The 15394-nt window shown below is 63.2% G+C and carries 10 protein-coding genes; 7 read left to right on the top strand and 3 right to left on the bottom strand.

Going from position 1 to position 15394, the window contains the following annotated elements; genetic code table 11:
* Positions 1–33: 33 nt before the first annotated feature.
* Together H7B90_RS21985 and H7B90_RS21980 are read right to left on the bottom strand one after the other, a co-directional pair.
* Positions 34–2043 (bottom strand): glycoside hydrolase family 15 protein, encoded by a 2010-nt coding sequence (locus H7B90_RS21985; RefSeq protein ID WP_185138051.1) that lies wholly within the window; start codon positions 2041–2043, stop codon positions 34–36.
* 5 nt (positions 2044–2048) lie between these two features.
* Positions 2049–3080, bottom strand: a complete 1032-nt coding sequence (locus tag H7B90_RS21980) for a LacI family DNA-binding transcriptional regulator (RefSeq protein WP_185138050.1) — start codon at positions 3078–3080, stop codon at positions 2049–2051.
* 469 nt (positions 3081–3549) lie between these two features.
* On the opposite strand from H7B90_RS21980, the gene H7B90_RS21975 reads away from it, so the two are divergent.
* The 5 genes from H7B90_RS21975 to H7B90_RS21955 all read left to right on the top strand — a co-directional run bounded on the left by H7B90_RS21975 (position 3550) and on the right by H7B90_RS21955 (position 10932).
* Entirely contained in the window at positions 3550–4881 is a 1332-nt protein-coding gene (locus H7B90_RS21975; protein WP_185138049.1) for a sugar ABC transporter substrate-binding protein, read from the top strand.
* Positions 4882–4965: 84 nt separating this feature from the next.
* Entirely contained in the window at positions 4966–6261 is a 1296-nt protein-coding gene (locus H7B90_RS21970) for a carbohydrate ABC transporter permease (protein ID WP_185138048.1), read from the top strand.
* Positions 6258–7103: a sugar ABC transporter permease gene (locus H7B90_RS21965; RefSeq protein WP_185138047.1), complete on the top strand. Its 846-nt coding sequence runs from the start codon at positions 6258–6260 to the stop codon at positions 7101–7103. Before H7B90_RS21970 ends, H7B90_RS21965 begins: the two co-directional genes overlap by 4 nt.
* 7 nt (positions 7104–7110) lie before the next feature.
* On the top strand, positions 7111–8811 hold the full coding sequence (locus H7B90_RS21960) for an alpha-amylase family glycosyl hydrolase (protein WP_260411156.1): 1701 nt from the start codon (positions 7111–7113) through the stop codon (positions 8809–8811).
* Between the two features lie 63 nt (positions 8812–8874).
* Entirely contained in the window at positions 8875–10932 is a 2058-nt protein-coding gene (locus H7B90_RS21955; protein ID WP_185138046.1) for a methyl-accepting chemotaxis protein, read from the top strand.
* A 209-nt stretch (positions 10933–11141) separates the two neighbouring features.
* Here the strand turns inward: H7B90_RS21955 and H7B90_RS21950 are convergent, their stop codons facing one another.
* Complete coding sequence (locus tag H7B90_RS21950) at positions 11142–12074, bottom strand: LacI family DNA-binding transcriptional regulator (RefSeq protein ID WP_185138045.1); 933 nt, start codon at positions 12072–12074, stop codon at positions 11142–11144.
* A 177-nt stretch (positions 12075–12251) separates the two neighbouring features.
* On the opposite strand from H7B90_RS21950, the gene H7B90_RS21945 reads away from it, so the two are divergent.
* On the top strand, positions 12252–13607 hold the full coding sequence (locus H7B90_RS21945) for an alpha/beta hydrolase (protein WP_185138044.1): 1356 nt from the start codon (positions 12252–12254) through the stop codon (positions 13605–13607).
* 91 nt (positions 13608–13698) lie between these two features.
* The gene (locus tag H7B90_RS21940; protein ID WP_185138043.1) at positions 13699–14979 is read left to right on the top strand and encodes an MFS transporter; all 1281 of its coding nucleotides are present in this window, start codon (positions 13699–13701) and stop codon (positions 14977–14979) included.
* The last annotated feature ends 415 nt before the right edge of the window (positions 14980–15394 follow it).

Genomic DNA, 15394 nt, shown 5'->3' with positions numbered 1-15394 from the left:
GCATCAAGCGGCGCTCCCCGGGGCTCCTTCGCGTCAGATCGACGTCCGCACGGCGCCTTCAGCTTCCGCGGCCGAACCTTCAGCCGGAGCTTCGGCGATCAGGTGGACCGCCAGAATGAACATGGCGTGCGACCAGGTCAGAGGCACGACCCATGCGGTCTCGCCCGTATGACGGTCGACCTGCTCCGGAAGCAGGCCGGCGCCGTTGCGGTGGGCGACGGCCCAGTCGAGCAGCCGGCGCGCCTCCGCTGCTTGGCCGTTGCGGGCCCGATATTGAGCCAGCCACAGCGTCGTCAGAATCCACGGATTGCCGCCGATGTACGTATCGTCCTCGTAGCGCTTGATGCCGCCGACTCCGTCCACGGTCAGCGCCTTCTCGACCGCGTCGGCCGTGCGGACGGCCTGCGGATCGTTCGGCGGCACGACCGCGAACGGAACGGAGACGCCGAGCAGGCTGACGTCGACGATCGGGTCGAAGCCGAGGCGATAACGGTCATACCCCTTGGCGTCGACGAAGCTCGAGACGGGGAGGCCGGCACCGGCCGCTTCCTCGTACCTCTTCCGATCGACGGACAGGTTCACGCCGCGGTAGAAGACGCCCTTCTCCTCGTTCCAGCAGAGAGACGTAATCTGCCGGGCGATCGTATCGGCGACGCCGTTCCACTTCCCGGCGAGCTCCGCTTCGCCGGACAGAACGGCGAAGGAGGCGGCCGCCTGAAGGCCCGCGAACACCGCCGCGGACGAGTACGTGTGCTGGCCGAGACGCTCCTCCCACAGGTCGCGGCTCGCCATCGGCAGCCCGTTCTCCGCCTCGATCGACCGGACGAGGAATTCGGCCCCCCGGCGCACGGCGTCCCAGACGAGCGTCAGGAATTCCCCGCGTTCGCCTTCCGGCAGCGCCAGGTAGTGCTGGTACATCCCCCACAGGATCGACGAGCCTTCGTCGATCTGCAAGCCCCAGTTCGGCGCCAGCGTGCCGTCGTGATAGTGGCGCTGCTGCCAAGCCCCGTCCGCGTCCTGCGCGGTCAGCGTCCACTCGTAGAAGCGGGTGGACATGTCCGCCAGACCGGCTTTATCCAGCGCCGTGGTGATGAACGCGGCGTCCCGCCCCCAGCAATAAGCGTAGCCGCCGCAGCGGGAGAAGTGCTCGTCGAATTCCGGAGCGGCGATGATGCTTCCGGTCTGCTCGTCGGACATGAGCTTCATCGCCAGCACGGAGCGCTCGTACAGCTCGCGGACTTCCGGGACGTCGACCGGGCAGGGCGAGGCGGAATCGACGAAGTCGCGCCAATAGCGCACGGTGCGCTCGCGCAGGGAGTCGACGCCGGCTTCCTTGGCCTGCGCGAGCACGGTCAAGGACTCCTCCATCCGATGGCCGGCGGCGAGATAGACGGTCAGGCGGACCGTCTCACCTGGAGCGACGTCCCGGAACGCCCATTCGAGCGCTCCGTCCGGAGCCATCTGCACGTCGTCGCCGTTCAACTCCCCGCTGCACGCCGCTTCCCAGGCGTGACAAGCCTGGTATTTTGTGCATACGTTTGCACCCGAGACCGCAAAAGAATACCGGTGGCGGTAATGAACGAGCGCGTCGGCGTGCGGGACGAACTGCGTCGTGTGGTAGAACGGGCTCTCGGTGGCGGCGACGGACGAGTAGAAGAAGAACGAGAACGAGGCCGGAGCGTCGCCCGTATTGGCGAACTTGTAATCGAACACGAGCACGTCCTCGCCCGGAACCGCGTACAGCTCCGTCGAAGCTTCGACCGGATAACGGGGCGACGAAGCGCGGACCGCGTAGACGTTCGTGCGCGGAACATAGCCGGATTCGTGGACCCAGCCGTCTTCGGCGGAATCGAACCAGCTCGTACGCTCGCCCGGTCCGGCCATCCGGATGCCGGCGCGGATCGTGTCCGCGTGCTGCGGGAAGTCGACGTGCGGCCACCAGAAGCGCACGAGCCTTCCGGTCTTCAGGAGCGACGCCAGGAACCGGGAATTCCCGATCACGGCGTCGATGAGGTAAGGCTTCTTATCGAGGTTGGGGGTCATTGGATTCAGCTCCATCTGGATAGGGTTTTGAGAGACGATTCGCGAACGATCAGCCGGTGCGGCACGATGACGCGCATCTGCTGCGGCTTGTCGCCCTGAATGTACCGGATCAGCAGCTGCGAGGCCATGTAGCCCAGCTGGTAGATGCCGATGTCGATGCTGCTCAGCGGCGGACTCGACAGCTCGGCCAGCGAGATGTTGTTGAAGCTGACGAGGCTGAGGTCGTCCGGAACGCGGAAGCCGAGCTCGGTCAGCCCGCGAAGGACGCCGAACGTGACCAGGTCGTCCACGACGACGAGCGCGGTAGGCCGCTCGGGCAAGTTCATGAAGAAGCTCATCGCGCGGTAGCCGCTCTCCTGCAGGAACTCCCCTTCCACGATCCACTCGGGCAGCATGCGCAGCCCGTTCTCCTCCATCGCCTTCTTGTACCCTTCGAGCCGATCCTGGGAGACCGTCAGGTTCGGCGGCCCGCTGACGAAGCCGATGCGCTCGTGGCCTTGCGAGATCAGATGCTGGGTCGCGTCGAACGCCGCCTGCACGTTGTCGTTGTCCACGCACAGGATGTCTTCGTCGTCGGCGTAATGGCCGATGATGATAAAAGGAAACGCTTCCTTTTGCAAAAAATGAATAATGGGATCGTTCCGCCGCGATTGCAGCAAAATGATACCGTCGACCCTTCGGCCCTTCACGAGACGGGTGACCGCTTCCAGCTCTCCCTGCTCGGAGTGGCCGGCCGTCATCAGCAGATCGTAGCCGTTGCGGGACGCCTGCGTCGTGATCCCGCGGATGTTCTCCGCGAAGAAGTGGTTCTGGAACAGCTCTTCCGCCGGACGGGGAAGGATCATTCCGAGCGTATACGTCTTATTGGATACGAGGCTGCGGGCCATAATATTGGAGTGGTAGCCCATCTCGTCCATGATCTCCTTGACCTTCCGGGCGGTCTCCCGGCTGATCCGCGGATGATTGGACAGCACCCGGGATACGGTGGAAGGGGATACGCCCGCCTTCTTGGCGACATCTTTGATAGTGACAGCCATAGTTGAACCTCCACAGGTTATGCAACCGTTTGAACTGGCTTGATCTTCACTTAATGTTACATGAACATCCATCCGTTGTAAACGGGTGCTTTTGCACCGGAGAAGGCGCGGACGGGTGCATCGGATGCACGGGAAGGCCTTTATTAATAGGAAGGGATGATTTCAAGGCAACGACGAATCGATTAGAAAAACGGAGAAAACAAGCGAAAAACGAAGATACCCCTTCGCTTCTCAACGGATTTGTTTGTGCAAACGTTTTTACAATCGCTTGAAATGATGTATAGTATAAGGGCGAGGCGTGAAGCGCTTCCAAACGTTTGAGGGGCTTTTCCCCTTGAGGAATCAAGGATTTCGGCCGATTTCGAGCCGTTTCGAGCCTTGGTTTTCCCTAAGAATTCAAACGTTTGCGCAATCGCGTCCAACCGATTCGTAACCCGAAGAGTAACCAAAAGAGAGGGGAAAACAAAAAGTGAAACTGAACAAATCGCTGTCGATGATCTCCGCCCTGTCGCTGATGGCCGTATCCTTGGCCGCCTGCGGCGGCAACAACGGCAACAACGCATCGCCGTCCGCCTCGAGCGAGTCTCCGTCTCCGTCCGCTTCCGCATCCGCGCCGGCATCCTCCGCGGCTTCCGGATCCGACGAGCTGAAGCCGGAGGACGGCGCGAAGCTGCTCGTCTGGGAGAGCAAGGACGAGCGCGCCTTCACCGACGAGATCGCGGCCGAGTTCACGGAGAAGTACGGCGTGCCGGTCGAGATCGCGGAAGTCGCTCCGACCGACCAGGTCACGCGCCTCTCCACCGACGGCCCGTCCGATCTGGGCGCCGACGTCGTTATTTTCCCCCACGACCATCTGGGCCGCGCCGTAACGGGCAACCTGGTGCTGGAGAACGACGTATTCGGCGAAGCGACGAAGAGCGAGAACGCCGAGAGCGCCATCACCGGCGTCTCCTACGACGGCAAGATCTACGGCTACCCTCGCGCCGCCGAGACGTACGCCCTGTACTACAATAAATCCCTCGTGAAGGAAGCTCCCAAGACGTGGGACGACGTCATCGCCGTGAGCAAGACGCTGCTCGACGCGAAGAAGAACAAGTTCGGCATCGAGTGGGAAGTCGGCAACTTCTACTTCAGCTATCCGTTCATCGCTTCGACGGGCGGTTACCTGTACGGCAACAACGGCACGAACAAGGACGACATCGGCATCAACAACGACGGCGCCGTCCAATCGATGACGGTCTTCAAGAGCCTGAAGGAAGTGCTGCCGGTCAAGGCGGCCGACATCACGCCGGACATCAAGCGCGGCCAATTCACCGCGGGCGACATCGCGATGGACATGAACGGACCTTGGGAGCTGGCCGGCTACAAAGAAGCTCTCGGCGACAACCTCGGCGTCGCTCCGATCCCGTCCTTCGGCGACAAGCCGGCCGTCTCCTTCTCCGGCGTCAAGGCTTGGTACGTCAGCTCGTACTCGAAGTATCCGAACGCGGCTAAGCTGTTCGCCCGCTTCGCTTCCTCCAAGGACGCGCAGCTCAAGCTGAACAAGCTCGTCGGCTCCGTCCCGACGAACACGGAAGCCCAGAACGATCCGCAGATCAAGGACGACCCGGCGATCAGCGCCTTCGTCGCCCAGTTCAACAACTCGCAGCCGATGCCGTCCATTCCGGAGATGAACAACGCTTGGTCCCCGGCCGGCGCCGCTCTGACCGAGATCTGGGACAACGGCAAGGATCCGAAGGCCGCTCTCGACGCAGCCGCGCAGCAAATCAAAGATCTGAACAACGGAACGGCGAAACAATAAGAGAACTTGCAAGGAGCGTCACCCGCCGCCGGAATGGGCGGCGGGTGATTCCTCCGTTTTATGCGAAGGGAGACAGGGGAGACCATGCCGCAGAAGAGAGCTTCCGTTGCCGCCATATTGTCGGCGCTGTCCTTGGGACTCGGTCAGATCTATAACAGGCAATTCGTGAAAGGAATCATTTTTCTCGCGTTCGAGATCGTTGCCGTCGCTTACTTCTCCACCCGCCTGGGCCATGCCATGTGGGGCCTCGCCACGCTCGGGGAGACGCCGCGGAAGCCGGGCGTCGCCGAATACGACCATTCCATCTTCCTGATGATCGAAGGTCTTATCACTCTGATTTTCCTCACGTTGTGCGTGATCGCCTACGCCTTGAACATTAGGGACGCTTACCAGACCGGAAAGAGATGGGAGCAAGGAAAGCCGGCGAACAGCTTCCGGGAGTCCCTTCAGTATATAGCCAACAAGAAATTCGCCGAAGTGTTCCTCATCCTGCCGTCGCTCGGCATTCTGTTCCTGACGATCATGCCGATCGTCTTCGGGATGATGATCGCCTTCACGAACTACTCGTCGCCCGATCACATCCCGCCGGCCAAGCTGGTCGACTGGGTCGGCTTCGATACGTTCAAGCAGCTTCTGACGCTGAAGTCGTGGAGCCATACGTTCTACGGGGTTCTCATCTGGACGATCGTCTGGGCGATTCTGTCCACGGTTACGACCTACTTCGGCGGCTTCCTCGTCGCGATGATCATCCAGCAGAAGGAGATTCGACTGAAGGGGATGTGGAGGACGATTCTCGTCATCCCGTACGCCATTCCGCAGCTGATCTCGCTGCTCGTCATGAGGAACCTGTTCAACGGCCAGTTCGGCCCGATCAACCAATACCTGATGGCGCTCGGCTTCGACCGCATCCCGTGGCTGTCCGATCCGATGTGGGCTCGGGGAACCGTCATTCTCACGAACATGTGGGTCGGCATTCCGGTGTCGATGATTCTGATCATGGGCGTCCTGACCTCGATTCCGCGCGACCTGTACGAAGCGGCGGAAGTGGACGGCGCTTCGATCTTCCAGCGGTTCCGCATCATTACGCTGCCGATGGTGCTGTTCTCCACGGCGCCGATCCTGATCACGCAGTTCGCGGGCAACATCAACAACTTCAACGCCATCTACCTGCTGACGAGCGGCAGCCCGGTCGTCGGCGACTATCAATACGCCGGGGCGACCGACCTGCTCGTCACGTGGCTGTATAAGCTGACGCTGAGCCAGGAGCGCTTCAACATGGCTTCGACGCTGGGGCTCATCATCTTCATTCTGATCGCCGGGTTCTCGCTCTGGAATTACAGCAGAACGCGTTCGTTCAAAGAGGAGGACATGATCCAATGATAGGACGCAGATTAGGCCGGAACATCCGGGTCGTCTCCAGCTATATATTCCTCGTCGTCGCGTCGATTCTGAGCCTGTACCCGGCGCTGTGGGTGTTCTTCGCGTCGCTGCGGCCCGGCAAGTCGCTGTACAGCCGGGACTTCGTTCCGAAGAAGTTCACGCTCGACCATTACCGCGAGCTGTTCACGTCGAAGAGCTTCCTGTTCGGCCATTGGTACATGAACACGCTGAAGATCGCCGTGTTCTCGATGATCTTCGCGACGGCGCTCGTGCTGCTGACCGGCTACGCGCTGTCCCGGTTCCGGTTCAAGGGACGCAAGACGTATCTGTCCGTCATCTTGATCCTGAGCATGTTCCCGGGCTTCCTGAGCATGATCGCCCTTTACATTTTGCTTAAGCAGATGAACCTGCTCGACTCGTCCTACGCGCTTATTCTCGTCTATTCGTTCGGAGCGCCGCTGATGGGCACGTTCATCGCCAAGGGCTTCTTCGACACCGTGCCGAGAAGCCTGGACGAAGCCGCCCGGATCGACGGAGCCTCGAACATGAAGGTGTTCACCCGCATCATGCTCCCGCTGTCCAAGCCGATGCTGACGTACGTCGCGCTGACGCAGTTCGTCGGGCCGTGGGTCGACTACATCTTCGCCAGCTTCGTGCTTCGCAGCCGCTCCAAGTGGACGGTCGCGGTCGGCTTGTACGACCAGGTGTTCAGCAACCAGAACCAGAACTTCACGGTGTTCGCCGCCGCTTCGGTGCTGATCGCCGTACCGATCACGATTCTGTTCATGTACCTGCAGCGATTCCTCGTCGAAGGCCTGACGGCCGGCGCGAGCAAGGGATGATCGGATGATGAAAAGGATACGGGCCTTGCGCGCGCTGGCGGCCACGCTGGCGGTGGGCGCCGCGCTCGCGGGATGTACGAACAAGGAACCGGCGGAGAATCGTCCGGTTCCTTCTTCTAGCGCGGCGAACGCGGGGACGGCGGCTCCTTCGGACACGAGCCGGGCGTCGGGGGAAGCGTCCGGGCGGGAGTCGACGGCGGCTGCCGGGAGTGCGGGGGCTGTCGACGCTGCGGTCGACGAGCAGCCTTCTATCGTTTACTACGAGATTTTCGTCCGTTCGTTCGCGGACTCCGACGGGGACGGCATCGGCGATCTGAACGGCATCGCCGGGAAGCTCGACTACCTGCAGAAGCTGGGCGTCGAAGGGATCTGGCTGACGCCGATCAACCCGTCCCCAAGCTATCACGGCTACGACGTGACCGATTATTACGGGGTGAACCCGGAGTTCGGCACGATGGACGACTTCAAGAAGCTGCTGGCGGAGGCGCACGGACGCGGCATGAAGGTCATCATGGACCTCGTCGTCAATCATACGAGCTCCCAGCATCCGTGGTTCGTCGACTCGGCCTCGGGGAAGGATGCCAAGCGCCGGGACTGGTACCTGTGGGCGGAGGACCAGGGCCTGTCCACCGCCGCGGCCAGCGCCCAGGGCGGCGTCGCCTGGCACGAGAAGAACGGCGGCCATTACGAGGCGACGTTCTGGGACGGCATGCCCGATCTCAACTTCGACAATCCCGAGGTGCGGGAGGAGATGAAGAAGATCGGGCGGTTCTGGCTCGGCCAAGGGGTCGACGGCTTCCGCCTGGACGCGGCCAAGCACGTCTACGAGGACTTCAAGTCGCAAGCGGGCGACAAGGAAGTCGCGAAGAAGAACCAGCTGTGGTGGCAGGAATTCCGCCAAGGGCTGAACGAGGCGAACCCGAACGCCTATCTCGTCGGCGAAGTGTGGTCGAGCTCGGCGGCGGTCGCGCCGTACTTGAACGGGGCGTTCGACTCGTCGTTCAACTTCGACGTGTCGGACTGGATTCGCGGCGCCGTCGTCTCCGGGCGGGCATCGAGCATGACGGCGATGCTGCCGCGGTATTACGCCCTGTTCGCCAAGGAATCGGGCGGCCGGTTCGTGGACGCTCCGTTCGCGAACAACCACGACCGCGACCGGCTGATGAGCCTCGTCCAGGGCGACGCGAACAAGGCGAAGCTGGCCGCTTCGATGCTGCTGACGCTGCCGGGCAATCCGTTCCTCTACTACGGGGAAGAGATCGGGCTGAGAGGCTCGGGCGCCGACGAGCGGAAGCGCGAGCCGATGCTCTGGACCGCGGCCGCCGGCGGGGAAGGCGAGACGAGCTGGGAGCCGCTCGTCGCCAACCGGGGGCGGGAAGCGTCCGTCGAGGAGCAGATCGACGATCCGAATTCGCTTTTCAACCATTACAGGAAGTTCATCGAGCTGCGCAAGAAGGAGCCGGCGCTGCGGGACGGCGCCTTGGAGTCCATGCCGACGGCGAGCCAAGCGATCGCCGCCTACGTGCGGACGACGGGCAAGGAGAAGCTGTACGTCGCGCATAACCTGACCGGGGAAGCGTTGACGGCGAAGGTGGACGAACGTTCGGCCGCGGCGTTCTCCGAGATCTTGTTCGCGACGGGGGAAGGAGCCTCGTACGAGGACGGGAATGTCGCGATTCCGCCGTACGGGACGGTCATTCTCCGCTAGAGAGAGAGGGATTCGCGGGGTGGATGGGAAGCGATCCGATTGTACATAACCAGGAGGGGTTCTATGTCCGTCGGCAAGAAGCTGTTCACAACGATTATCCTGACCGCAGTCGCGCTGTCCGTGGCGCTCGGCCTCGTCTCGTACCAAGTCGCGAAGGGGCTCATCATGGACCAGGTATCCGCCGCGTCGACCCGGACGATCGCGCAGGCGGCGGACAAGCTCGACTTCCTGTTCGCGCAATACGAGGCGACGGCCCGCCAATGGTCGGTCAACCAGGAGCTGAAGGCCGACCTGGAGCAGCGCTCGAAGCCGGGTCTCTCCGAGTACGACAAGAACCAGATCGCGCAGCGGATCGTGCGGCGGCTCGATTCGGTCGTCGCCTCCGACTCCCGGCTGCTCGGGGCGCGGCTCGTCGCGAAGAGCGGCGTCGATGCGGAATCGTACCATTCCGCGGGCGTGCCGGCGATTCGCTCGGGCGACGAGATTCGCGCCGGGCTGGACGGAATTATCGCGAAGGACGGGCAGGTCGTCTGGCTGCCGACGCGGAAGCGCGGCTTCTTCGGCGTGAACGCGGAGCCGACGATGACGATGGCCAAGCTGCTGAAGAACTTGAACAACCGGCAGGCCGAATACGTGCTGATGCTGGAGATCAAAGACAAGGCGCTGACGCCGATTCTGGCGAACGTCGAGCTGGGCGACGGCGGCATCCTGTCCGTCGTCGCGCCGGACGGCACGCTCGTGCACCACGCGGACGCGGCGATGATCGGCGAGGCGTCGCCGATCCGGGTGCCGAAGGGCGCGGAGGCGACGTTCTACGCGGACGACGAGGCGGGCTCGCGGCAGCTCGCCGCGCACGCGGAGCTGAAGACGGCCGGCTGGTCGCTGCTCGGCTACGCGCCGGTCCGGGAATTCGTGCGGGAGACGGACCGGCTGCTGTATATCACGCTGGCCGTCGCGGCGGTGGCCGTGCTCGCTTCGCTGCTGATCGGCTACGGCGCGGTCCGGCTGATCGCGCGGCCGATCGTGCGGCTCTGCCAGCTCATGGAGGAAGGCGGCCGGGGACATCTCCGCGTGAAGGCGGAGGAGGGCCGCAAGGACGAGATCGGCCGCCTCGCGCAGAGCTTCAACAAGATGATGGATCAGATCCGCGGCCTCGCGGAGCAGTCGAACCGCTCGGCGCTCGAGGTGGCGCGGCAGGCCGAGGAGCTGACCCGCGCGTCGAGGAGGCTGTCGTCCTCCTCGAAGGAGATCGCCGCGGCGACGCAGGAGATCGCGAGCGGAGCGGCGAATCTGGCGTCCGAGGCCGAGAAGGGAAGCGGCTGGACGGCGCGGGTCGGCGGGAGCGTGGACGAGGTCGCGCGCGCCAACGGGTTCATGGAGCTCGCCGCCGCGCAAGTTCGCGAGGCGAGCGACGAAGGGACCGAGCATATGCGCTTGCTGCTCGGGAAGACGGACGAGACGGAGCGGATGACGCGGGCGATGGCCGACAAGATCGGCGGGCTGCGGAAGAGCGCCGAGTCGGTCCGGAGCGTTCTCGAGGTGCTGGAGCAGATGACGAAGCAGACGAACATCCTGTCCTTGAACGCGGCGATCGAAGCGTCGAGGGCCGGCGCGGCGGGCCGCGGGTTCGCGGTCGTCGCGGACGAGATCCGCAAGCTGGCCGACCAGTCGAAGCAGTCGATCCGGCACGTCGCCGGCATCACGGACGGCATCCGGCGGGAGATCGGCGACGCCGCGGCCGCGCTGGACGCCGCTTCGCCGCTGTTCGCGGAACAGACGGCGGCCGTGCGGGAAGCGGCGGTCATCTTCGGCAAGGTGAAGGAGCAGATGGAGGGCTTCGCTTCCGGCATCCGGAGTTCGGCGGCTTCCGTGGCCGAACTGGCGCAGTCGCGGGACGCGCTGCTCGACACGATCGAAGCGGTCGGCGCCGTCGTGCAGCAGACGACCGCGTCCACGCAGGAGGTCGCTTCGATCTCCGCCGCGCAGGAAGCCGAGAGCGAGGCGCTCGTCGCGCTGTCGGCCGATCTCGAGCGGCTGTCCGCCAGCCTCAAGGAGACGCTGCTCGCGTTCCGGATCGAGGAGTCCGAGGCGGAATCGCGGGAGCAGGCCCCGGCGTCGTAATCGCGAATTCGCCGTTAGCGGCGAGATTGACTCGGCGGCTGAGGCAAATAGGCGCGTAACCGCCGAAGTCGGCTTAAGTGACTCAGTGGCTGAGGCAAATAGACGCGAACACCGCCGAGGTAAATGAGCGCGGCGCTGGAGTAAGTATCATACGTAGAAGAGGGGCCATCCCGAGAGTCGTCACATGACCGGGGATGGCCCCTTGCGCGTCAGCTCTCCCGGAGCTTCGAGGAGCGTCGGCCTTGCGGGCGGTTCGCCGAATGGGACGCCGCCAACGCCGACATCAGCTCGAACGCCGCCTTCGCTTTGGACTCCTTCGGGGCGATCCGTCCGACGCCGGAGGGGAGATATTCGGCGCAATCCGACGTGCAGACGACGAGCATTCGCGAATTTTCCACAAGTCCCAATAGCCGAAGCGCCAGAAACTCGTTAAAAACGACGATCGTCCGATCCGCCTGCCGCTCGAGGAATTCCGCCAGCCCGTCCTCATTGCCCTTGGCCGCCGCCCACAGGCGATCGTCCTCCAAGCCGGAGGCGGCTCGCAGCGCCCGGCGCATCCCGTCGTTGTGATAGCACTCGTGCACGACGGCGAACGGCGCCCCCTCCCCCAGCTTCTCCCGCACCTGCCCGAACAACGCGCCGAAGTCCGGCGTCAGCTCGCGGAACAAGGGATCGTCGACGATCCCGTCGATCAGGATTAACGGCGAACCATAGGGAATATGGACGGACACGGAGTGAAAGGAAGCTTCCCGGGCGTCGACCAGGAAGACGCCGTCGAGCTTGCGCTCCGCGATGATGGCGAAGTTCGGCTCGTTCGGGTCGATGCGGGCCACCATGAGGTGGTACCCGTCCGCGACGGCCAGCTTCTCCAGCTCGTCGATGAATTTGGCGTAGCCGATATACTTGGAGACGAGGTCGCCTTCGTCCCCTACGAGCAGAACGCCGAGCAGGTTCGACCGGCCCTTGGACAAGGAGCGGGCCGCCAGGTTCTGCACGTAGTTCAGCTTGGCGGCTGCGTCGAGCACGCGCTGCCGGGTCTCGGGAGGGATCGTCTGGTTCTCCACGCGGTTCAGCACGTAGCTGGCGGTCGCGATGGAGACGCCGGCTTCGTTCGCGACGTCCCGGAGGGTCGTTTTCTTCACCGTGAATCTCTCCTGCATATTCGGGTTCCGTAGAAGGGTAAGCCCATCATAAGACGGCGCGAAGCGGGTGTCAAATCGACGGAATCGGCCATTGACAGGAGGCGGGCGGCTTTTTATACTAAGATCACTTAAACGTTTAAGTCATCCGATCGAAATGAGGAGAGCGAGGGATGAAGTTTGATCGACCCGACGAGAATCGTCTCCCTGCCGGACGTTCACGCCAGCCGATTGGGCAATACGAGGGAGGTTCGGGTGTATCTGCCGCCCGGTTACATGCGCGACCCGGAAGCGAGGTACCCCGTCCTGTACATGCACGTGGGGCAGCTCGCGCTCGCCCCGCGGACGCCGACCGCCCCGGCCTGGGAGATGCACCGCGCGCTGGACGGCCTGATCGGTTCCGGGAAAATAAGAGAGATTCTGCTCGTGGCCGTGGAGCACAAACCCGTCGCCGGGGGCAACGAGTTCCTGCACGAGCTTAGCGCCTACCCGGTCCGATGCCTGGGCGAGGACTACGAGCACTTCCTCGTCCGCGAATTGAAGCCGCTGATCGACCGCGTCTTCCGCACGCTACCCGAGCCGGAGCACACGGCTCTGATGGGCTCGTCGGCTGCCGGTCTGGCCACGTACAACATCGGCCTCCGCAACCCCGAAGCGTTCGGCAACCTCGCCATTCTGTCGCCCTTCTTCGTCCGGGTCGATCCTTATACGCTCGAAGAGACGAAGCAGTACCGCTCTTATCGGCTCGGTCCGCGACAGAAGGCATGGCTCGACATGGGAAGCGCGGAAGGCTTCTTCATGGCGAAGCACGTCAGGCCGGTCGCCGAAGCGTGGCTGCGGGAAGGAGCGAAGCAGGGAGAACGGTTGGCGTATCTGGAGCAGCCCGGAGCGGCACACTCCGAGAGGGATTGGGGAAGGCGGGCCCATCTGCCGCTTCTCTTCTTCTTCGGAGGCGACAGCAGGCCCGAGGAAGCCGTTATCCACGGCCCGGACACGGTCGGGCTGGAGGGGCCGGAGGCGTATTTGAACGCCGTGGTGACGTGCGGCAACGGCTTCGCGTTCAGCGACCTGGAGGGCCGGTACGAGACGGATCGGCCCGACGTGCTGGAGGTCGCCCCGAACGGCCGGCTTCTCCCCCGCGGGGAGGGAGCGGCGAACGTCGTCTACAGGCGCCGGGGCGTCGAAGCGCGCCATCGCTGCGTCGTGGTCGGCCGCTTGAGCGAGACCGTCGACGTGGAGATCGAAGCGGCCGTACCGGAGTCGACGGAGCCGGACGCCCGCGTGTACGCGAACTTCGAGCTGGCCCGAATCGGAGAGCGGCTGTACGGCACGAGGATCGCCCTGCCGCGAGGGATGACGATCGATTTTCACATCACCCGGGGGTACGGCCGGAACGAAGGAGATCGCGAATATCGTCCGATCCCGTTCCGGAGGCTGACGGCGGACCGCGACAAGTCGGTGCGGTACGAGGTGGAGAGCTGGCTGGATCTGAGGCCCGGCTTGACGGAGGAAGAGAGGAAGGAGGGCGTCTGGTGAGAGGCTCGACGAAGGGCAAGGCCGGCCGGCGCCAACCGGGCGCGAGCCGGAGCTGCGCGATTCGCGGACAATGAAGGAGGGACTGTGATTCATGGAAGCATCCGTTCCATCGGTGAACCCGTCGCTGCCGCCGCCGAACCGAGGCGGCGCGGAGCAAGCGCGGGAGGCGCCGCTCTGGCGCAACCGCGCCTTCGTGGGGCTGCTGTCGGGCAACACGGCCTCCGTCTTCGGCGACAGCTTCAACGGGATCGCCCTCAGCCTGTGGGTTCTGCAGACGACGGGGAGCGCGCAGCGGATGGCCGCCGTCCAGATCGTCACAATGGCCGTCGGCTTCTTGTTCGGCTCCTTCGCCGGCACTCTGGCGGATCGGGTCGACCGGAGGAAGCTGATGCTGATCTCCGACCTGTCCCGCTGCCTGATCGCCGCGCTGCTCGGCGTCTGCCTGTTCGCGGCCAGCGCTCCGTTCCCCGTCGTGCTGCTGCTGGTGGCGTCGTCGATGTTCGCGGGCCTGACGATGGGCCCCGCCTTCCACGCCACGACGACGAGGATCGTCGGCCAAGAGCGAATCCAGCAGGCGTCGAGCGTCATTCATCTGACCGACAATCTCGCGCGGATCTCGGGTCTGGCTCTGGCGGGGGTTATCGTCGCTTCGTTCGGAGGACTCGCGGCGATTCTGACGACGTCCGCGACGTTCCTCGTCTCGGCCGTCTGCACGCTTCTCGCCGGACCGTTCCCTTCGGCTCCGCGGGAAGGCGCGGGGAAGCTCTCCTTCCTGCAAGATTGGAGCGGGGGGTTCGCCTACATTCGCCGGGATCCTCTCGTCCGTTCGATCGTCGTTCTCAGTCCCGTCCTGGCGGCGTTCTTCCTGACGGCGATCATGCTCGTCCAGGTCATGGCGATAAATAGCTGGCGAGCGAACCCGGTCGAGTTCGGCCTGATCGAGATGTGCATCCCGCTCGGCTACATGATGGGCGCCGGCCTTCTGCTCGCCTTCGGGAAGCGGTTCGCGCGCCGAGGCCGGCTCGTCTTCTTCGGACTCATCCTGCTGGGGCCGATGTACTTCCTGATCTCGAGGCTCGAGTCCCCGCACGTCGCGCTCCCGTTCGTGCTGTTGGGCGGCTTGCTGTTCTCCTTCTGCTCGATGATGGTTCAGATCATTCTGAAGTCCGAAGTGAAGAACGAGTGGCAAGGGAGAATCTACGGCACGCTGGGCGCGATTACGAGCGTTGCCCCGACTCTCGTCCTGGCCGCCGCCTCCTTGCTCGCGGACCGGTGGGGAGCTTCGGCGGTGCTCGGCACCCTGAGCGCGATCCTTCTGGCGGTCGCCGTCGCGGCGGCATGTCTGCTGAAGCCGATCCGAACGTACAAGTAGACCCATTCACTAACGGAACTTGTCCTGGAAAATTTGGGTTTGGACTCGATTCTGCCTCGAACAGGCGCCACAAGAAGGCATCTTTGTTGAAGGGTGCACGAAAAATCATACAAAATCTGCATCAGGAAGTCGCCTTGCTTGAATATGTATGAAAAATCGTACAAAATCTGCATCAGGAAGGCGCTTTGCTTGAATTTGTGTGAAAAATAATACAAATTCTGCTTCAAGAGGGCGCCTTGCTTGAATTTGTATGAAAAATCATACAAATTCTGCATCAAGAGGGCGCCTTGCTTGAATTTGTGTGAAAAATCGTACAAATTCTGCATCAGGAAGGCGCTTTGCTTGAATTTGTATGAAAAATCGTACAAATTCTGCATCAGGAAGGCGCTTTGCTTGAATTTGTATGAAAAATCGT

Origin of the sequence: Cohnella xylanilytica (assembly GCF_014212175.1) — a bacterium.
Classification (GTDB): domain Bacteria; phylum Bacillota; class Bacilli; order Paenibacillales; family Paenibacillaceae; genus Cohnella; species Cohnella xylanilytica.
The sequence above is the reverse complement of the archived record's forward strand: the minus strand, read 5'-3'. Positions and strand labels throughout refer to the sequence as shown.

Excerpts from the sequence above, each read along its gene's own strand:
- H7B90_RS21940 (WP_185138043.1), top strand. The coding sequence starts at position 13,699 with ATGGAAGCATCCGTTCCATCGGTGAACCCGTCGCTGCCGCCGCCGAAC.
- H7B90_RS21970 (WP_185138048.1), top strand. The coding sequence starts at position 4,966 with ATGCCGCAGAAGAGAGCTTCCGTTGCCGCCATATTGTCGGCGCTGTCC.
- H7B90_RS21985 (WP_185138051.1), bottom strand. The coding sequence starts at position 2,043 with ATGACCCCCAACCTCGATAAGAAGCCTTACCTCATCGACGCCGTGATC.
- H7B90_RS21955 (WP_185138046.1), top strand. The coding sequence starts at position 8,875 with ATGTCCGTCGGCAAGAAGCTGTTCACAACGATTATCCTGACCGCAGTC.
- H7B90_RS21960 (WP_260411156.1), top strand. The coding sequence starts at position 7,111 with ATGAAAAGGATACGGGCCTTGCGCGCGCTGGCGGCCACGCTGGCGGTG.
- H7B90_RS21980 (WP_185138050.1), bottom strand. The coding sequence starts at position 3,080 with ATGGCTGTCACTATCAAAGATGTCGCCAAGAAGGCGGGCGTATCCCCT.
- H7B90_RS21965 (WP_185138047.1), top strand. The coding sequence starts at position 6,258 with ATGATAGGACGCAGATTAGGCCGGAACATCCGGGTCGTCTCCAGCTAT.